Source organism: Actinacidiphila sp. bgisy160, from assembly GCF_965342435.1.
Lineage (GTDB): Bacteria > Actinomycetota > Actinomycetes > Streptomycetales > Streptomycetaceae > Actinacidiphila.
Genome location: NZ_CBDRCM010000051.1, coordinates 1 through 19,164, shown reverse-complemented (window position 1 = coordinate 19,164; position 19,164 = coordinate 1). Strand labels below are relative to the sequence as shown.

Below are 19,164 nucleotides of genomic sequence, written 5' to 3'. Positions count from 1 at the left end.
CGGCCGTACCGCCGTCGCGGCTGCCCGCCCGGGTGGAAACCTCAGCCCCGCAGGTGCCCGAGGACGGTGCGCATCGCGCGCTCCACGGCGCGGCGCGCCTCCCCGCCGTGGTCGGTCGTCTCGAAGCCGTGGGTGCCGTCGGGGAGGTCGACGACCTCCACGTCCGCCCCCGCGTCCTTGGCGGCGGACAGGAACTCCTCGACCGTCGCCGCGATCTCCGTCCGCTCCCGCCCCACCCGGGTCAGGACGATCGGCAGCGCGCCCGCGCCGTGCACCGCGGCCGCGGCCGCGGGCCGGAAACGGGAGGCGTTCAGACCCCAGTTGGGCAGTGGCGCGAGGACGGGGTAGGTTGCCGCCACGCAACGCAGCCACCTCGGGGGCGCCGCCAGCCAGTCCGCGGACAGCAGCCCGCCGGCGGAGAAGAACCACAGCGCGACGCGGTCGGCGTCGACCCGCGGATCGGCGCGGACCACCTCCACCGCCTCGGCGAGGTCCTCGGCCGCGCGCGGGAAGTCGCCCAGTTCGTGCAGCCGGTGGTCGACGGTCGCACCGACTGCTCCGCGTGCTGCCGCGAGGCGGCCGTAGCCGGCGAAGGCCGGCCAGTCGCGCGGGGTCGGCCGCGCGCCGGCCGGCACCGGGCCGCCGTGGACGAACACCACGGCCGGCCGGGCTCCGCCGCCGTCGGCGGGTTCCGGCAGGTACAGGTCGGTGCGCCCGAAGCGCTCACGGGGCCGTTCGGGCACGTCGAGGAGGAACGGCCGCAGGTGCGCCGGCGGTTCGCCCGTGGCGGTGATCCGGTGGCCCTCCCCGGCGGCGGCCTTCAGCAGGACCCCGGCGAGCTCGCCGGGGGTGGAGAGCATCGGCCAGTGGCCGGTGGCGAGTTCGAAGAAGGTGACGCGGGGGTCGGTCAGCGCCTGGAGCTCGGGGTGCCCCAGGCCCACCAGCCCCTCCACCGCGGCGATGCTCGTTCCGTTGCCCGTACACAGGACACCGGTGGTCGGCAGTGCGGCGGCAGCCCCCGACAGGCGCAGCGGCGCGGTGAGCGTCCCGGCCGGTTGGGGTGCGGCGTCGGCGGCGAGCCGCGCGAGCGCCCCGGCGGGCACTCCGGACGTACTGCCCCACCGGTCCCACGCCCCTGGCGTCGGCGGGGCGATGCCCCACTCGTCGTCGCCGCGGGCGGTCTCGGCCGAGAGCCGGGCGCGCAGATCCTGGTCGGGCACCAGCTTCAGCGGCGGGTCGCCGTCCCGCGGAAGGCCCGCGTCCAGGTGGACGACGCGGGCGATGCGTCCGGGCCGCCGGTCGGCCGCGGCGAGCACCGGGTGGATGCCGTAGCCGTGGCCGACGAGCACCACGTCCGCGGCGTCCCGGGAGCCGGCACCGTCGACGACGCGCAGGACGTCCTCGACGTGGGTCTCCAGGTCGGTGCCGGGCCCGGCCGGGCGGCGGGAGCCGGCCATGCCGGTGAGGGTCACCGGGTGGGCGCCGGCGCCCGACTCCCGCAGCCGGCCGGCGACGTCCTCCCACACCCAGCCGCCCGTGTGGGCCTCGGGAACGAGTACGAACACGGTCATGTGTGCCTCCCGCACGCGTCGGTCCGCGAAGCGGCCGTCCCGGCCGCCCGCGCTTGCCGGTACGGTAGGAACTCCCCCTGAGGGAGGTTCAAGCGGTGGAAGCCGACAGCACGTTGAGCATCGGGGAGCTCGCCGAACGGGCCGGTGTCTCCGTCAAGACCGTCCGCTTCTACTCGGATCGCGGGCTGCTGCCGGAGTCCGCCCGCAGCGCGGGCGGCCACCGCCGCTACGCCCCCGAGGCGCTCGCCCGGCTGCGCCTGATCCGCTCGCTGCGCGCCCTGGACCTGCCGGTGCCGGACGTGGGGCGGGTCCTGGAACGGGAGGACGCCCTGGAGGACGTCGTAGCGGGCCACTTGAGGGCCCTCGGCACCCAACTGGCCGCCCTGCGCTGGCGGGAGGCCGCCCTGCGGCTGTTGCGGGAGTGCACGGCCGAGGAGCGTGTCGAACGGCTGGAGCTCGTCGGCGCCGTCCCCGTACCGCCGAGCACGGACTCGATGGCCCGCTTCTGGCGCCGCTGGCTGCGGCCCGCGCGGCTGCCCGCCCCCGTGCTGGCCCGGGTCGTCGAACTCGCCGTGCCACAACCGCCGGACCAGCCGGGCCCGGCGCAGGTGCTGGCCTTCGCCCGGCTGCACGCCTTCACCTCGGCATCCTGTCCGCCCGGTGCCCTGCACGCGCTCGCGGCGCACCGGCCCGACGCGGGCCCGCGCCCGGCCGTACTGTACGAGGGCCTCTACGAGGCCTATGAACTGGCCGCGCCGGACGTCCTGGCCGGCCGCGCCCCCCGCGCGGGCGAGGCGCTGGACTGCTTCGTCACCGCCCACGCGCGGTCGCTTCGCACGCGCGACACCCCCGGCTTCCGCCGTCGGCTGAGCGGCATGCTCGCCGTGGAGCCCCGCATCGACCGCTACTGGCAGCTTGTGGGGGAGGTGCGGGGCCCGGCGGAGGCGACCCCCGGGGCCGCCCACACCTGGCTGCGCTCCGCGCTCGAAAGCCAGGTCACGGCGCGGTGAGGATGCGCGGGCCCTCCTCCGTGACGGCGACGGTGTGCTCGAAATGGGCGGCGCGGCTGCCGTCCTCGGTGCGCAGCGTCCAGCCGTCGGCGGCCGTGCGGTAACCGCCGCGGCCCCCGGCCATCAGCATCGGCTCGATGGCGAGGGCCAGCCCGTGCCGCAGCGGGTAACCACGACCGGGCCGGCCCTGGTTGGGCACATGGGGGTCCTCGTGCATCCGGCGGCCGATGCCATGGCCGCCGAAGTCCGCGGGCATGCCGCACCGGGCCTCGCGGGCGACAGTGCCGATGGCGTGCGAGATGTCGCCGACGCGGTTGCCGACGGTGGCCGCGGCGATCCCGGCGTCGAGGGCCTGCCGGGTGGCCTCGATGAGCCGCACGTCGGCGGGTCGGGGCGTGCCGACGGTGAAGCTGATCGCGGCGTCCCCGGTCCAGCCCTCCAGCTCGGCGCCGCAGTCGACGCTCACCAGGTCGCCGTCCCGCAGCCGGTAGGCGGTGGGGATGCCGTGCACGAGGGCGTCGTTGACCGAGGTGCAGATCACCGCGGGGAAGGGGGTGGGGGCGAACGACGGCCGGTAGCCGAGGAAGGGCGACCGCGCGCCCGCCTCGTCCAGGACGGCGCGGGCCGCCTCGTCCAGTTCCAGCAGCGACACGCCGACGCGCGCCGCCTCACGGGCGGCGGCGAGCGCGTTGGCCACGACGCGGCCGGCCTCTCGCATGGCCGCCAGCGCGGCATCCGTCTTGATCTCCACCATGTCCGTCGCTCCTCTTGGCGTTCCCTGGGTGCACCCAATTCTTATACCGGTATTAGTATCACGGGCATGGTGCGAACTCCCCTGACCCCCTGGGAACGGCAACGCGGCGAGCACTTCGGTGCGCTGCTGCGCCGGGCCCGCGGTGACCGCAGCATGGTCGAGGTCGCCGCGGCGGCCGGCGTCTCCGCCGAGACCCTGCGCAAGATCGAGACGGGCCGTGCCCCGACCCCCGCCTTCTTCACCGTCGCCGCCCTTGCCGCGGCACTGGACATCTCCTTGGACGAGCTCGCCTCGGCCTGCGCCCCCGAGCCCGACGACGCGACCGCCGATCGCGCCCTGTCCGCCTGAACCGCGACCTGGGGCGGGCGCCGGGGAACGCTGCGGCCATCAGTGCGGACCGGCGCCGCGGCCCGGCAGGCGGCCCGCCCGGCAGGCAGCCCGCGCCGCCTCCGTGAGGCGCGTCGGAACGCGACAGAGCGCGGCAGTGTGGACAGGCCCCGGCGGCCCCGCGAGCCGCGGCCCGTGGCCCGCGGCCCACGCCCGCTCAGCCGCTCCCGAAGCCCCCGCCGTCACCAAAACCGCCGCCGTCACCGAACCCGCCGCTGAAGCCGCCGCCGAAGTCACCGGGGTCGAAGTCGGCACCCGAGTAGTCGCCGCCCTGGTCCGGCGTGGCGCCGCCGTAGCCGCCCGCGTGGTCGTCGCCGTACGCGTACGGGCCCGGGCCGCCGAGCAGGGTCCCCACGAGGATGCCGGGCAGCATCCCGCCGCCGTAGTAGCCCTGGGCCCAGGGGGCGTAGGCCGGGCCCGCCTCCCAGTACGGGCGGGGGCCGCGCGGTGTGCCGACCTGGCGGGCCATGGGCTCGAGGCCGTCCGCGAGCCGGGCGGCGTCGGCCGCGCACACCGGCACGGCCCGCTCGGCGCCGCCGCCCTCGGGGGTCCACGGCACGTCCTGGACCGAGGGGCCGTGCCGGGGGTCGAAGAAGCACGGCGGGCGGCGCTCGGGCAGTGGCCTTCCCTCGACGCGTGCGTCCAGGGTGGCGAGGGCGAAGCGCCCCTCCTCCAGGGCCTGGCTGACCTGCCGCACGTCGTCGGGGGAGTGCGCCCTGTCCATCGTGGCCTTCGCGGTGTCGTAGGCGTCCAGCGCGCGCGTGTAGTCCTCGCGCATGGTGTCGTCGGCCGCCGCGCCACCCGGGTCGAAGCCGATCCGGCTCAGTTCCTCGCCGAAGGCGGTGATGTCCTCGTCCACCACCGGGCGCAACTCGTCGAGCCGTGCCCTGTCCTGCTCCTCCCGGCGCCGCTTGGCGCGTCGCGACAGCAGGACGGCCCCGCCGCCGACGACGAGGACCAGGGCACCGAGCGCGACGAGCGGTCCGGCCCCGCCGCTCGAGCCGACGCCGACGGAACCGTCGCCCCAGGACGCCGGGGCGTGGCCGCTCACCTGCGGCAGTGCCTGGTCCACGAAGCCGGTGACCATCGCCGCGGGGTCGCCGGGGTCGGAGCGCCGTACGGCGCCGGCCAGGTTCTCGACGGCGTTGCGCGGCATCGCGGCGGAGTCCGCGCCGGCGTCGAAGCGGTCGCCGAGGGCGACGGCGTACACCCCGGTGATGCCGGTCTTGGTCCGCAGGTCCTTGAGCAGTGTGGCCGCGGGGAACTCCGGGGCGTCCGGGAGGACGGCGACGAAGACCGGCCGGTCCGCCTTCTCGATGCGCCCGGCGAGGGCGTCCGCCTCGGCCGCCGACAGCACGTCCCGTGCCCGCGGATCGACGTACACCGGACCCTCGCGCAGCGCCGCCGCGGCCGTGTCGAGACCGCCCGCGGCACGTGCGCCGGGACCCGTCGCGGCGACGAGACAGAGCAGGCCGCAGATCACGGCGAGTACCGGCACGAGGCGGAGGATCCGCCGGACGGTCCCCATGGATACGACGCTAACCCAGATCGGGTGGGTGCGACTGCGGGGACCGCCCGCGGGAGCCGCTCACCGCCTCCCCGGGCGCTCCCTGGCTGCCCCGAAAAGCTGTTTCATCGGCGGCCGGCCGGGGCGGGAACGCCCCCGGCGGGCCACGCGGGACGGGCCGCACGGACCGATACTGGAACCACGTCCCCACGGGTGCCCCTACCGAGCCCGGGCGGGGAACCGACCCAGGCGACGCAGCTCGCCCGGTTCTCTCCCACGTGCGACGGTGGTAGCGATGGACAACCCGGCCAAGACGTTCAGCGAGTCGCCGGAGGACCCGTTCTCGGTGCACGGCGCGGCCTCGGCGGTGCTGGACGACGACGCGTCCGTCGTAGGGTGGAGCGCCCGCGCCGAGACGCTGCTCGGCCACCGGGCACGGGACATCCTGGGCCGGCCGGCCGCCGAACTCCTGGTCCACCCGGGCGACCTGGAACTGGTCCTCGCCGCCACCGCGGCCTGTGTCCGTGACTCCGGCTGGTTCGGGGTCGTGCCCGTCCTGCACCGTGACGGACGCCGGATGGAGGTCGGTTGCCGGGTTCGCGCCATCGCGCGGGACGAACGCCGCGAGTGGTACATCGTCGCGGCGCCGGCCGCGGAGGTCGTCCAGTGGGAGACGGACCGGTGGGTGCTGGACGGGCTGTTCCGCCGTTCCCCCATCGGCCTGGCGGTCTACACACCCGACCTGACCTTCCTGCGGGTGAACCGGGCGATCACCAAGTTCAGCGGTGCCCCCGCGGAGAAGCACCAGGGCCTGCGCACGGGGGACTTCCTCTTCGGGCCGGACGCCGACGCCGTGGACCACCAGCTGCGGCGGGTGCTCGAGACGGGCCGGTCCTCGATCTTCTCCGAGCTGCCCTGCCGGCTGCGTCGCGACCCGCAGCGCGAACTGTACGTGTCCGTCTCGGCGTTCCGGATGCAGGACGCCAACGGGCATGTTCTCGGCGTGACCCAGACCGTCGAGGACGTCACCGAAAGCTACCGGGCCCGCCGCAGGCTGGCCCTGCTCAGCGAGGCCGGGGCCCGTATCGGCACCACGCTGGACGTCGGCCGCACCGCCCGCGAACTGGCCGAGGTGGCCGTGCCGGGACTGGCCGACAGCGCGTCCGTCGACCTGCTGGAGGCCGTGCCCCAGGGCGAGGATCCCGCCCAGGACTCCTTCGGGACGGTCTGCCGCGCGGCGGTCCGGTCGGTCTTCCCGGACACCGAGATGATCACGTACCCGGTGGGCCGCACCATCGGCATCCCCCCGGGTTCGACGCAGGCGCGCTCCCTGGCCGAAGGTCGTCCGGTCTTCGAGTCGGACATGGACCAGGCCCTGGCCTGGCTCGACGAGGACCCCGGGCGGGCCAGGGCGGCCCGCGAGGCCGGCGCGCACTCCCTGATGGTGGTGCCGCTGCTCGCGCGCGGGCTCGTGCTCGGGCTGATCAGCCTCTGGCGGACGCGCCACCGGGAGCCCTTCGAGGCCGACGACCTCACCCTCGCCGAGGAGTTCGCCGCCCGCGCCGCCCTGAGCATCGACAACGCCCGCCGCTACACGCAGCAGCACCAGGCGGCGCTCACCTTGCAGCACAGCCTGCTCCCCGGGAGCGTGCCCCGGCACCCCGCCGCCGAGGTGGCCCACCGCTACCTGCCCGCCAACACCGCCACCGGGGTCGGCGGCGACTGGTTCGACGTCATCCCGCTCTCGGGGCTGCGCATCGCCCTGGTGGTCGGCGACGTCGTCGGCCGCGGTCTGCACGCGGCGGCCACCATGGGCCGGCTGCGCACCGCCGTGCACACCCTGGCCCATCTGGACCCCACCCCGGACGAGGTGCTCTCGCACCTCGACGACCTCGTGGACCGGCTGGCCTCCGAACAAGGCGCGACCGAAGAGGACGCCCCGCCGATCGTCGGCGCGACCTGCCTCTACGCCGTCTACGACCCGGTCTCCCGGCGCTGCTCGCTCGCCCGGGCCGGCCATCCGCCCCCTGTGGTGGTCACCCCGGACGGGCGGGCGAGCCTGGTCGGCATCCCGCCGGGTCCCCCACTGGGCCTGGGCGGCCTGCCCTTCGAGACCGCCGAGATCGAACTGGCCGAGGACAGCACCCTCGCGCTGTACACGGACGGCCTGCTCTGCACCCGCTGCCGCGATCTCGACGACAGCCTCGCGATGCTGTGCGGAGCGCTCACCGAGCCGTCCGGCTCCCTGGAGGAGACCTGTGACGCCGTCGAGGACGCCCTCATCAAGGGCCGCAGTTCCACCGAAGCCGCCGACGACGTGGCCCTCCTCGTCGCCCGGACCCGCGTCCTCGCGCCGGGACAGGTCGCCACGTGGGGCCTCCCGCCGGACGCCACCGCCGCCGGGCAGGCGCGCATGCTCGTGGAGTCCCGGCTCGCGGAGTGGGGGCTGGAGGAGTCCGCCGTCGTGACCGAACTGATCGTCAGCGAGCTGGTCACCAACGCGTACCGCTACGCGGGTGGTCCCATCACGCTGCGGCTGATCCGCGACAGCCACCTCATCTGCGAGGTCTCCGACACCAGCAGCACCTCCCCGCACCTGCGCCGGGCGCGCACGACGGACGAGGGCGGGCGCGGGCTGTTCCTGGTGGCGCAGCTCAGCGAACGCTGGGGCACCCGCTACACCCGTGAGGGCAAGACGATCTGGACCGAACAGCCCCTGCAGTCCTCGTTCTGAGCGGCCACGCCACGTGCGCACCGCAGCACCCCGGGGGGTCCCCGGCGGCCTCCGGTCCCCGGCCCGCGTGCCCGGCGGGCGCCCGGTGCCGTGCCGCGTACGTACGACTGCGGCGCGATCGTCATACGGCCGACGGCCGCGCCGGAAACAGGCCGCCCGTCCGACAAACGCCCCGAGGGCAGTCCGGGCCAGACGATGCGGCCGCCTCAGTCGGCCTCCGCCCGTACGACAACGCGGCGGACCAAGCCGAACGCCGCCCGCACGACGGACCGATCAGCGGGGCGGCAGTTCGGTGCCGCAGCGGGAGCAGTACAGGGCGTCGCTCTCGCCGGACAGGCGGCCGCACTCCACGCAGACGCGGTGCAGGAGGCAGGCCGCGTCGCCCGCTTCCGGCGCGGGGGCCGGCCCGGCGATGCTGAGGCCGGGGCGGCGGGCGTGCACGGTGAGGTAGGTCAGTCCTGAGGCTCCTGCGGACAGCGAGCGGCAGGTGCCGCGGGGCAGCCATACGAGGGCGCCGGGTGCCAGGGTCGTCTGGCGGCCGCCGTCGTCGCCCGAGAGATATCCGCCGCCGTCGACGACGTACAGCAGGACGTCCAGGGCGGCCTCGACGTGCGGCCGGACCTCGGTGCCCGCCGGAAGCCGGATGACGTTGGCGTCGAGCTGGCGGCGGTCGGCGCCGAGCCGCCACAGCGCTCCGCGCTGTCCGACGGGCGTACGGCCGATCAGGTCCGCCACTTGGGCGAGGACACCCGGCGCGGGCTTGGTTTCCACGTTCGTCCTCCCTGCACCTGTGGAACAGCGGAACGGTACTCCGCCGCGCGCGCCGCCGCACGGCGGCGAGGGACGGCGCAGGCCACGCGCCGACGCGACGCGCGCACCGGGGAGGCGGACCATGGGGGCATGACGCCGCAGCGGACGGTGCCGGGGAGGCCGTGATGCCAGTGGGCCGGGTCGGGATCGTCGTGCACGGGGCGCGCGCGGACGCGAGCGAGGCCGCGACGGCGGTCGAGCGCTGGTGCGCGCACCACGGTGTCCCCATGGTGGAGATCGACGTGTGGCGCAAGAACCAGCCCCGGCACAGCGGTCAGGAGGAGGCGGCCGCGGCGGGCTACCCGGACCTGATCGTGACCCTCGGCGGCGACGGCACCTTCCTGCGCGGCGCACGGGTGGCCGCCTCGTGCGGGGCGGCCGTGCTGGGCGTGGACCTGGGGCGCGTCGGCTTCCTCACCGAGGTGTGCACCGAGGACGTGGAGCGGGCGCTGGACTGCGTGCACGAGGGCCGGGCCAACGTCGAGGACCGTATGACGCTCACGTTGCGGGCGTCCCGGCCGCTGGAGATCCCCGAGGGCATCGAGTCCCTGCTGCGGTACGGCCGCGGGCCCGCGCTGCCGCCGCCGCGGGTGCGGCCCGGCGACCCCGAGGACGTGGGCTGGGGCGTGCCGATGGCCGTCAACGCCGTCAACGACGTGGTCTTCGAGAAGCTCGCCCGGGACCGGCAGGCCAGTCTCGCGGTGTACCTGGCGGGCCGTCTGTTCGCCTCCTACTCCGCGGACGCGGTCGTCGTCGCCACCCCGACGGGTTCCACCGCGTACAGCTTCGCCGCCGGGGGCCCGGTGGTCTCCCCGCACATGGACGCGATCGTGTTCACCCCGGTCGCGCCCCACATGGCCTTCGACCGCACCCTGGTGGCGGCCCCGGACGAGGCCGTGGGGGTTCGCGTGCTGACCCGCTCGGGCCGGGTCGCGGTCAGCATCGACGGCCAGTTGAGGGGCGTCCTCGATCCGGGCGACTGGGTCGGGGTGTACAAGGCCCGGCACCGGCTGCGGCTGATCCGGCTGGGCCCGACCGACTTCTACGGGCGGGTGCGCGACCGCTTCCGGCTCAGCGACGCGCCGGCCGCGGCCGCCGACGGTGAGGTTCCCCCGCTGTACCGGCCGAGCGGCCCCGTCCCGCCTGACCTGCTGAATCTACGCTTCCCGCCGCCCGACGGACGCCGCTGACCCGGCCCTGCCGCGCGATCCCGGCCAGCTCCCGCGCCGGCCCGGTCAGGTCGCGCCCGCGGGCGCGCACCACGCGCAACGTCCGCCTGAGTTCGAGCCCGCTCACGGGGACGGCCACGACGCCGCCGCTCGCGAGTTCCGCGCTGAGCGCGAGCGAGCTGAGGACGGCCGGGGCGATGCCGTCGGCCACCGCGGTCTTGATGGCGGTGGTGGAGGGGAGCTCGAGGAGCGGATCGGCGAGGGCGAGCCCCGTCCCCTCGGCGAGGGCCCGCTCGAGGTGGCGGCGCGTGCCGGAGCCGCGCTCGCGGCTGACCAGTGGTGTGGCGGCGAGTTCGGCGGCGCCGATGCCCGACCGGCGGCGCGCCCAGGGGTGGGAGGGGGCGACCACGACCGTCAGCTCGTCATGCGCGACCGGCTGGGCGAACAGCCCTCGGGGCACGTCCGGGCCCTCGACGAAGCCGAGGTGGGCCTCGCCGGCCAGGACGGCCGCGGCGACGTCCTCGGAGTTGCCCGCGGTGAGCGCGACCGTGGTGCGCGGGGCGCCGGCCCGCAGGGTCAGCAGCCACTGCGGCAGGAGGTACTCGGCCACGGTCATGCTGGCCGCCACCCGCAGCCGGCTCTCCGCGGTGCCGCGCAGCGAGGTGAGCCCGGCGTCCAGTGAGGCGGCCGCGTCGACGGCGGTGCGTGCCCAGTCCGCGACGAGCGCGCCGTGCTCGGTGAGCCGGGAGCCGCGCGGTGACCGTTCCAGCAGTTGCAGGCCGAGCCTGCGTTCGAGGTGCCGGAGACGGGAGCTCGCGGCGGGCTGGCTGACGCCGTGGGCACGCGCGGCGGCGCCGACGCTGCCGAGGCTCGCGACCGACAGCAGCAGGTCGAACGCCGCCAGGTCGCTCACGCGCTCGGGCAGGGGCATAAGCCCAGTCTATGAGTCCATCCGGAAGTGGTCCCTACCGGTCGCGCCCGGCCGGGGCGACGCTACGGACATGCCTTCGACGTTCGCTGTTCCCTCCCGGCCCGGTGCCCACCCGCGCACCGGGCCGCCGCGGGAGCCGGCCCTCCCCTCCCGGCTCTTCCGCGACCTCGGCCCCAACTGGTTCGCCTCCGTGATGGGCACCGGCATCGTCGCCACGGCGGCGGCCGGGCTCCCCGCGCACATACCGGGGCTGCGGACGGCCGGCACGGTCGTGTGGGCGCTGGCGGCGGCCTGGCTGGTGGTGCTCTCCGCGGCCTGGGCGGTGCACTGGACCCGGTACCGCGACCGCGCGCGGGCCCACGCCGGACATCCGGTGATGGCGCACTTCTGGGGCGCCCCGGCGATGGCTCTGCTGACCGTCGGCGCGGGCACCCTGGCGCTGGGCTCGGACTGGATCGGGCCGCACGCGGCCCTGGCCGTGGCCGCGGTGCTCTGGTCGGCGGGCACCCTGCTGGGCCTGGTGACCTGGGTGTGGATCCCGTACCGGGCGATGACCGACCACCGCGTCGCCGACGACTCGGCGTTCGGCGGCTGGCTGATGCCCGTCGTCCCGCCCATGGTGTCCGCCGCCACCGGGGCCGCCCTGGTCCCGCATCTCCCCGCAGGGCAGGCGCGGCTGACGCTTCTGCTGGCGTGCTACGCGATGTTCGGGATGAGCCTGCTCGCGAGTCTGGTGATCATCCCGCAGATCTGGGGCAGGCTGGTGCGCCACAAGACCGGCCCGGCGGCCATGGTGCCGACCCTGTGGATCGTGCTCGGCCCGCTGGGGCAGTCCGTCACGGCGGCCAACCTCCTCGGGCACGCGGCGCCCGCCGCCCTGCCCCGTCCCTACGCCACCGGGGCCGAGGTCTTCGGCTACCTCTACGGCGTGCCCACCTGGGGTTTCGCCATGATGTGGCTGGCCCTGGCCGCGGCGCTCACCCTGCGCACCGCCCGGCGCGGCCTGCCGTTCGGCCTGACCTGGTGGAGCTTCACCTTCCCGCTGGGCACCTGCGTGACCGGCACCAGCGCGCTCGCCCTGCGGCTGCACTCGACGGCCTTCCAGGGGGCGGCGCTGGTCCTCTACGCGGGTCTGGTGGCGGCGTGGGCGCTCGTCGCGGTGCGGACCGTCCGCGCCGGGGCGGGCGGCACGCTGTTCCTGCCGCCCGCCCCGGTGTCCCATGCGTGAACGCGGGGGGTCACAGTCCCTGCCAGGCCGGCTTGGCCGCGTAGGTGGCCCGGAAGTAGTCGGCCAGCTTCAGCTTGGAGGCGGCCGCCTCGTCGACGACGACGGTGGCGTGCGGGTGCACCTGGAGCGCGGAGGCCGGGACGACCGCCGCCAGCGGGCCCTCGACGGCGAGGGCGACCGCCTCCGCCTTCGCCTCGCCCGTGGCGAGCAGCACGAGGTGCCGGGCCTCCAGGATGGTGCCGATGCCCTGGGTGATGACGTGGTGCGGCACATCCTCGGGGCGGTCGAAGAACCGGGCGTTGTCCTTGCGGGTCTGCTCGGTCAGCGTCTTGATGCGGGTGCGCGAGGCCAGCGACGAGCACGGCTCGTTGAAGCCGATGTGGCCGTCGGTGCCGATGCCGAGCAACTGGAGGTCGACCCCGCCCGCCTCCGCGAGCGTGCGCTCGTACGCCGCGCACGCCTCGACGATGTCCTCGGCGGTGCCGTCGGGTCCCATGAACGACCGCTCGGCGAGGCCGAGGGGCTCGACGACCTCGCGCAGCACCACGGAGCGGTAGGACTCCGGGTGCCCGGCGGGCAGGCCGACGTACTCGTCCAGCTGGCAGATCCGGGCGCGCGAGACGTCGGCGCCGCCCTCCCCGACCAGGCCGGCGAGCGCCCGGTAGACCGGGAGCGGGGACGATCCGGTGGCGACACCGAGCAGCGCGTCGGGCTTGCGGCGCAGCAGGTCCGCGATGGCACCCGCGATGAGTTCGCCGCCCGCGGTGGCGTCCGGAACGATGACGACTTCCACTTCGGGACCGCCGATCTGGTGAGAGAGACCGCTTACTGGTTTAGACCAATTTAGCAGCCGGGCCCCCCCGGAGAGCCACCGCCGGCCCGGGGGTGCCTTCGGGCGAATGCGGCGCGCGCCGCGTTGGACGGCACACCGCCAGTGGTAGCAAGCAGGGACAGGCGCGCAGGACGCGGGCATGCGGCCGGGCACGACGGGGAGGTGCGGACGGTGTCCCAAGGACGGCGGATCCGGATCCGCGCGGGGCGCCGGGAGGTGCGCGGGCCCGCCGGGCGGCCCGGTGTACGGGTGCTCCCCGCCCTGAACGCGGCAGCCGCCTACTCCTGGCGGCTGCTCGTCGTGGGGGCCGTCGTCTACGCCGCGTTCGCCGCCCTGGGACGGTTCCACGAGATCGCGGTGGCGGTCTTCCTCGGACTGGTCGTCACCGCCATGCTCCGGCCGGTGACCGATCTGCTCGCCCGGGCGATTCCGCGCTCGCTGGCCGTGGCCGTGTCGCTGATCGGCAGCATCCTGGTCGTGTTCGGCATCCTGGCGCTGGTCGGCGAGGTGGTCGCCGGCGAGACCGGCGGGCTGGAACGCGAGTTCAGCGCGGGGCTGACACGGATCGAGCGCTGGTTGGAGGCCCCGCCCTTCCGGCTCGACCCCGAGGCGCTCAGCGACCTCCAGTCGAAGATCGGGCAGTGGCTGTCCACCCACCGGTCAGCCCTGATCAGCACCGCGCTGAGCGGGGCCGGACGCCTGGTCGAGGTGCTGACGGTCTTCGCGCTGGCGCTGTTCTGCTCGGTGTTCTTCCTGCACTCGGGCGACCGGCAGTGGTCCTGGTTCTGCGGGCAGCTGCCGAGGACGGTCCGCGGCCGGGTGTCGGTGGCGGGCCGCGCGGCATGGCGCACGTTCACCGGCTACACGCGCGGAATCGTGCTGGTGGCGGCGACCAACGCGGTCCTGGTGGGGGTGGCCCTGTACCTGCTACGGGTGCCGCTCGCGCTCCCGCTGGCACTGCTGGAGTTCTTCGCCGCCTTCGTGCCCCTGATCGGCTCGCCCATCGCCCTGGCGGTCGCCACCGTGGTGGCTCTGGCCGCGAAGGGTCCCCTGGTGGCAGCGGTCGTCGTCTGCCTGATCGTCGTCATCGGCCAGATCGAGGGCCATGTACTGCATCCGCTCGTGATGAGCTGGGCCGTGCGCCTGCATCCGGTGGTCGTCGCGCTCACCGTGATCGGCGGCGCCATCGCCGCCGGGGTGCTCGGCGCGGTGGTGGCGGTCCCGCTCGTCTCCGTCCTGTGGTCGGTGTACCAGGCGGTGCGCAGCACGGAGTAGCACGCGCAAGTTTTTGCGGGGCTTCCGCAACACCCTGTCGGCTGGACGACACTCCAGCGCAAACCCGTGCCAGGTGAGTGCCAGGTGCGGTGAAAGCCTGGTCAAGGGCATAGACGCCTGGAAACACCTCTGCAACTATCGGCTCGGGCTGCGCAATTACTAACACAACCAATGCAATTTCCTCTGCGTGGCGGCCGCACCACGCGCGAAATGTCATGGCACCAACAACTCTGACGAGAGGCACAGGGACGACATGCCAAGGAAACGGTTCATCCGACGGCTGCTGGCGGGGGTGATCGCGGCGGGCCTGGTGCTGCTCGGCCAGTCGGCCCTGCCCGCCACGGCCGCCGGCGGCCCCAACCTCGCCGCGGGGGCGCCGGCCACCGCGAGCAGTTCCCACGCCGAGTACGGGGTCGCCAACATCGCCGACGGCAACCAGAACACCTACTGGCAGAGCGCGGGCAGCTCCTTCCCCCAGTGGGTCCAGGTCGACCTGGGCAGCAGCGCCGGCATCGACCAGGTCGTCGTCAAACTCCCCGCCGCGTGGGAGGCCAGGACCGAGACCTTCGCGGTCCAGGGCAGCCCCGACGGCACCACCTTCTCCACGCTGTCCGGATCGGCCGGGCGGAGCTTCGATCCCGGCTCGGGCAACACGGTGACCATCGACTTCGCGGCCACCCCCACCCGGTTCGTACGGCTGGACATCACCGCCAACACCGGCTGGCCCGCCGCCCAGGTCTCCGAGCTCGAGGTGCACGGCTCCGCCACCTCCACCGACAACCTCGCCCAGGGCCGCACCCTCACCGCGAGCAGCGGCAACGCGCCCTATGTCGCCGCCAACGCGGGCGACGGCAACCAGACCACCTACTGGGAGAGCGCGAGCAACACCTTCCCGCAGTGGATCCAGGTCGACCTCGGGTCCTCCGTCGCGGTCACCAAGGTGGTGCTGAAGCTGCCGCCCACCTGGGAGGCCCGGACGCAGACGCTGTCCCTGCGCGGCAGCACCAACGGCTCGTCCTTCAGCGACCTGGTGGCGTCCCGCGACTACGCCTTCAAGCCGGCCGACAACAACACCGTCACGATCAGCCTGAGCAGCACGACCACCCGCTACCTGCGCGTCGACGTCACCGGCAACACCGGCTGGGCGGCCGCGCAGTTGTCGGAGCTGGAGGTCTACGGCCCGGCCTCCGGTGACACCACCGCGCCGAACGCGCCCACCGGCCTGGCCTACACCGAGCCCGGCTCCGGCCAGATCCGGCTGACCTGGGACGCCGCCACCGACAACGTCGGCGTCACCGGCTACGACGTGTACGCCAACGGCGAGCTGCGTACCAGCGTCTCCGGCGGCACGCTCACCTTCACCGACGACCAGCCCGACAGCACCACCGTCAGCTACTTCGTGCGGGCCAAGGACGCGGCCGGCAACGTCTCCGGCAACAGCAACACCGTCACCCGGACGGGCTCCGGCGGCGACACGCAGGCGCCCAGCCAGCCCGGCAACCTCACCCTCACCCAGCCCGGCTCCGGGCAGGTCAAGCTGACCTGGACCGCCGCCGTCGACAACGTCGGCGTCACCGGCTACGAGGTGTACGCCAACGAGGTGCTGCGCACCACGGTGTCGGGCAGCACGCTCACGTACACCGACAGCCAGCCCGACACCGCGACCGTCTCGTACTACGTGAGGGCCAAGGACGCGGCGGGCAACCGCAGCGTCGCCAGCGCCACGGTCACCCGCAACGGCTCGGGCGGCACCGGTTCCAACATGGCCGTCGGCAAACCGATAACCGCCTCGTCCATCACCCAGGACTTCGTCGCGGCCAACGCCAACGACAACAGCGTCACCACCTACTGGGAGGGCGCCGGCGGCAGCTACCCGAACACGCTGACCGTCTCCCTCGGGGCGAACGCCGACGTCACCTCGCTGGTCCTCGAGCTCAACCCCGACAGCGCCTGGGGCACCCGCACCCAGACCGTCCAGGTGCTCGGCCGGGAGCAGGGCGCGAGCGGCTTCACCAGCCTCAAGGCGGCGGCGGACTACACCTTCAACCCGTCCTCCGGGAACACGGTGACCATCCCGGTCAGCGCCCGGGTCGCCGACGTACGGCTGCAGTTCACCGCCAACAGCGGCTCGGGCGCGGGCCAGGTGGCGGAGTTCCAGGTGATCGGCACCCCGGCGCCGAACCCGGACCTGACCGTCACCGGCATGTCCGCCTCCCCGAGCGCACCGGTCGAGACCGACGCGGTGAGCCTGTCCGCGACCGTGCGCAACATCGGCGAACTGGCCTCGGGCGGCACAAACGTCACCTTCTACCTGGGCACCACCAAGGTCGGCACCGCCGCGGTCGGCGCGCTGGCAGCCGGCGCCTCCACGACGGTGACGGCGAACATCGGCGTACGGGACGCGGGCAGCTACCCGCTGAGCGCCAAGGTCGACGAGTCCGGCGACGTCATCGAGCAGAACGATACCAACAACGCCTACGACAGCCCGGCCCCGCTGGTCGTCAAGCCGGTCGACAGCTCCGATCTGATCGCCTCCCCCACCGGCTGGTCCCCCGGCAACCCGGCCAGGGGCAACACCGTCACCTTCTCGGTGGCGATCAAGAACCAGGGCACGGTCGCCTCCGCGGGCGGCTCCCACGGCATCACCGTCACGGTCACCGACACCGTCTCCGGCTCCGTCGTCAAGACGCTGACCGGCTCCTACAGCGGCACCATCGCCGCGGGCAGCACCACGAGCCCCGTCTCGCTGGGCACCTGGACCGCCGCCAACGGCAAGTACACCGTCAGGACCGTCATCGCGCCCGACGCGAACGAACTGGCCGTCAAACAGCAGAACAACACCGGCACCCAGTCGCTCTTCGTCGGTCGCGGCGCCAACATGCCGTACGACATGTACGAGGCCGAGGACGGGGTCCTCGGCGGGAGCGCCACCGTGGTCGGCCCCAATCGCACCGTAGGCGACCACGCGGGCGAGGCGTCCGGACGCAAGGCCGTCACGCTGAACAGCACGGGCAGCTCCGTGGAGTTCACCACCAGGGCGAGCACCAACACCCTGGTCGTGCGCTACTCCATACCCGACGCCGCGGGCGGTGGCGGGATCGACTCCACCCTGAACGTCTACGTCAACGGCGGCTTCCTCAAGGCCATCCACCTCACCTCCAGGTACGCGTGGCTGTACGGCAGCGAGACCGCCCCCGGCAACAACCCGGGCGAGGGCAGCCCCCGCCACATCTACGACGAGGCCAACATGATGCTCGGCACGACCGTGCCGGCCGGATCGAAGATCAAGCTGCAGAAGGACGCGGCCAACGGCAGCCAGTACGCGATCGACTTCGTCAACACCGAGCAGGTCTCGCCGATCGCCAACCCCGACCCCGCCGCCTACACCGCGCCGACCGGGTTCACCCACCAGGACGTGCAGAACGCCCTGGACAAGGCGCGGATGGACACCACGGGCACGCTGAAGGGCGTCTACCTGCCGCCGGGCGACTACGAGACGGGCAGCAAGTTCCAGGTCTACGGCAAGGCCGTCAAGATCATCGGCGCGGGCCCCTGGTACACCCGCTTCCACACGCCGGCCGGCCAGTCCAACACCGACGCGGGCTTCCGCGCCGACTCCACCGCCAACGGCTCGGTCTTCTCGGGCTTCTCCTTCTTCGGCAACTACACCTCCCGCATAGACGGTCCCGGCAAGGTCTTCGACTTCGCGAACGTCGCCGACATGACCATCGACAACGTCTGGAACGAGCACACGGTCTGCCTCTACTGGGGCGCCAACACCGACAACGTCACCATCACGAACTCCCGGATCCGCGACACCTTCGCCGACGGCGTCAACATGACCAACGGCAGCACGGACAACCACCTCGACAACATCGAGGCCCGTGCCACGGGTGACGACAGCTTCGCCCTCTTCTCGGCCATCGACGCCGGCGGGGCGGACGAGAAGAACAACGTCTACGAGAACCTGACGTCCCTGCTGACCTGGCGCGCCGCGGGTATCGCCGTCTATGGCGGCTACGCCAACACCTTCCGCAACATCCTCGTCGCGGACACGCTGGTCTACTCGGGCGTCACGATCAGTTCCCTGGACTTCGGCTACCCGATGAACGGCTTCGGGACCGACCCGACCAACATCCAGAACATCTCCGTCGTCCGCTGCGGCGGCCACTTCTGGGGCAGCCAGACCTTCCCGGGCATCTGGCTCTTCTCCGCCTCGAAGGTCTTCCAGGGCATCCGCGTCAGCGACGTGGACATCGTGGACCCGACCTACAGCGGGATCATGTTCCAGACGAACTACGTGGGCGGTCAGCCGCAGAATCCGATCAAGGACACGGTCTTCACCGATGTGTCCATCACCGGCGCCCACCGCAGCGGTGACGCCTACGACGCCAAGTCGGGATTCGGCCTGTGGGCCAACGAGATGCCGGAGGCGGGACAGGGCCCGGCGGTCGGCTCCGTCACCTTCAACAACCTCACGATGAGCGACAACTACCAGAACATCAAGAACACCACGTCCACCTTCACCATCAACACCAACCCGTAGCGGGGAGGGACACGCGAGCGCCGTGGTCCCGGCCGGTTCTCCGGCCGCGACCACGGCGCTCCGTCACCCCCGCCGCCCGTGGCCGTACGCCCACGGACCCCACCACGCCGGGATCGGCGGATCAGCGGGGGCGGACGTCGGCTGGTCCGGGTGGAGTCCGAGCCGGCGCAGGGCGCCCGCGTCGACTCGTACGCCGTAGATGCCGTGCCAGTGCCCGTCCTCCCCGATCCCGCAGGCGAGGTCGACCAGCAGCTCGTGGCCGGCGAACGGCCACCAGTCGATCCCCCGGTCCCGCAGTCAACGCGCCGTCAGGTCGGTGGGCCGGGGGCAGCCCGGCAGGTTCTCGTAGCCGAAGAGGGTCACCCATGCGTCCGGTCCGCGGTCCATGCCGCCATCCTCGCGCAGCACGG

13 protein-coding genes are annotated in these 19,164 nt (G+C 73.8%); 7 read left to right on the top strand and 6 right to left on the bottom strand.

Annotated features, from left to right (window positions below; all coding sequences use genetic code 11):
- Positions 1–41 precede the first annotated feature (41 nt).
- On the bottom strand, positions 42–1,571 hold the full coding sequence (locus ACRWNP_RS29555; protein WP_431966697.1) for a dienelactone hydrolase family protein: 1,530 nt from the start codon (positions 1,569–1,571) through the stop codon (positions 42–44).
- Between the two features lie 95 nt (positions 1,572–1,666).
- Here ACRWNP_RS29555 and ACRWNP_RS29550 point away from each other — a divergent pair, with 95 nt between their 5' ends.
- Positions 1,667–2,581: a MerR family transcriptional regulator gene (locus ACRWNP_RS29550; protein WP_431966695.1), complete on the top strand. Its 915-nt coding sequence runs from the start codon at positions 1,667–1,669 to the stop codon at positions 2,579–2,581.
- Here ACRWNP_RS29550 and map read toward each other — a convergent pair.
- Positions 2,568–3,335, bottom strand: a complete 768-nt coding sequence (map, locus tag ACRWNP_RS29545) for a type I methionyl aminopeptidase (protein WP_431966693.1) — start codon at positions 3,333–3,335, stop codon at positions 2,568–2,570. The genes ACRWNP_RS29550 and map overlap by 14 nt on opposite strands.
- A 66-nt stretch (positions 3,336–3,401) precedes the next feature.
- Between map and ACRWNP_RS29540 the strand changes: the two genes are divergently transcribed.
- Positions 3,402–3,683 carry a helix-turn-helix domain-containing protein gene (locus ACRWNP_RS29540; protein ID WP_431966691.1) on the top strand — a complete coding sequence of 94 codons (282 nt, stop codon included), beginning with the start codon at positions 3,402–3,404 and terminating at the stop codon, positions 3,681–3,683.
- Between the two features lie 196 nt (positions 3,684–3,879).
- Here ACRWNP_RS29540 and ACRWNP_RS29535 read toward each other — a convergent pair whose 3' ends face one another.
- The gene (locus ACRWNP_RS29535; protein ID WP_431966689.1) at positions 3,880–5,250 is read right to left on the bottom strand and encodes a hypothetical protein; all 1,371 of its coding nucleotides are present in this window, start codon (positions 5,248–5,250) and stop codon (positions 3,880–3,882) included.
- Positions 5,251–5,524: 274 nt separating this feature from the next.
- On the opposite strand from ACRWNP_RS29535, the gene ACRWNP_RS29530 reads away from it, so the two are divergent.
- Positions 5,525–7,963 (top strand): SpoIIE family protein phosphatase, encoded by a 2,439-nt coding sequence (locus tag ACRWNP_RS29530; RefSeq protein WP_431966687.1) that lies wholly within the window; start codon positions 5,525–5,527, stop codon positions 7,961–7,963.
- A gap of 273 nt (positions 7,964–8,236) precedes the next feature.
- On the opposite strand, the gene ACRWNP_RS29525 is transcribed toward ACRWNP_RS29530, so the two are convergent.
- On the bottom strand, positions 8,237–8,734 hold the full coding sequence (locus tag ACRWNP_RS29525; RefSeq protein ID WP_431966685.1) for a cupin domain-containing protein: 498 nt from the start codon (positions 8,732–8,734) through the stop codon (positions 8,237–8,239).
- 164 nt (positions 8,735–8,898) lie between these two features.
- Here ACRWNP_RS29525 and ACRWNP_RS29520 point away from each other — a divergent pair, with 164 nt between their 5' ends.
- Positions 8,899–9,963 carry an NAD(+)/NADH kinase gene (locus ACRWNP_RS29520; protein ID WP_431966683.1) on the top strand — a complete coding sequence of 355 codons (1,065 nt, stop codon included), beginning with the start codon at positions 8,899–8,901 and terminating at the stop codon, positions 9,961–9,963.
- On the opposite strand, the gene ACRWNP_RS29515 is transcribed toward ACRWNP_RS29520, so the two are convergent.
- Entirely contained in the window at positions 9,845–10,873 is a 1,029-nt protein-coding gene (locus ACRWNP_RS29515) for a LysR family transcriptional regulator (RefSeq protein WP_431966681.1), read from the bottom strand. The two genes, ACRWNP_RS29520 and ACRWNP_RS29515, sit on opposite strands and share 119 nt — an antisense overlap.
- Before the next feature lie 70 nt (positions 10,874–10,943).
- Here ACRWNP_RS29515 and ACRWNP_RS29510 point away from each other — a divergent pair, with 70 nt between their 5' ends.
- Positions 10,944–12,101, top strand: coding sequence for a TDT family transporter (locus ACRWNP_RS29510; protein WP_431966679.1), 1,158 nt, complete (start codon positions 10,944–10,946; stop codon positions 12,099–12,101).
- A gap of 10 nt (positions 12,102–12,111) precedes the next feature.
- Here the strand turns inward: ACRWNP_RS29510 and ACRWNP_RS29505 are convergent, their stop codons facing one another.
- On the bottom strand, positions 12,112–12,894 hold the full coding sequence (locus tag ACRWNP_RS29505) for a glucosamine-6-phosphate deaminase (protein WP_431966677.1): 783 nt from the start codon (positions 12,892–12,894) through the stop codon (positions 12,112–12,114).
- A 255-nt stretch (positions 12,895–13,149) separates the two neighbouring features.
- On the opposite strand from ACRWNP_RS29505, the gene ACRWNP_RS29500 reads away from it, so the two are divergent.
- The gene (locus tag ACRWNP_RS29500; RefSeq protein ID WP_431966774.1) at positions 13,150–14,208 is read left to right on the top strand and encodes an AI-2E family transporter; all 1,059 of its coding nucleotides are present in this window, start codon (positions 13,150–13,152) and stop codon (positions 14,206–14,208) included.
- 253 nt (positions 14,209–14,461) lie between these two features.
- Positions 14,462–18,754 carry a discoidin domain-containing protein gene (locus tag ACRWNP_RS29495; protein WP_431966675.1) on the top strand — a complete coding sequence of 1,431 codons (4,293 nt, stop codon included), beginning with the start codon at positions 14,462–14,464 and terminating at the stop codon, positions 18,752–18,754.
- The last annotated feature ends 410 nt before the right edge of the window (positions 18,755–19,164 follow it).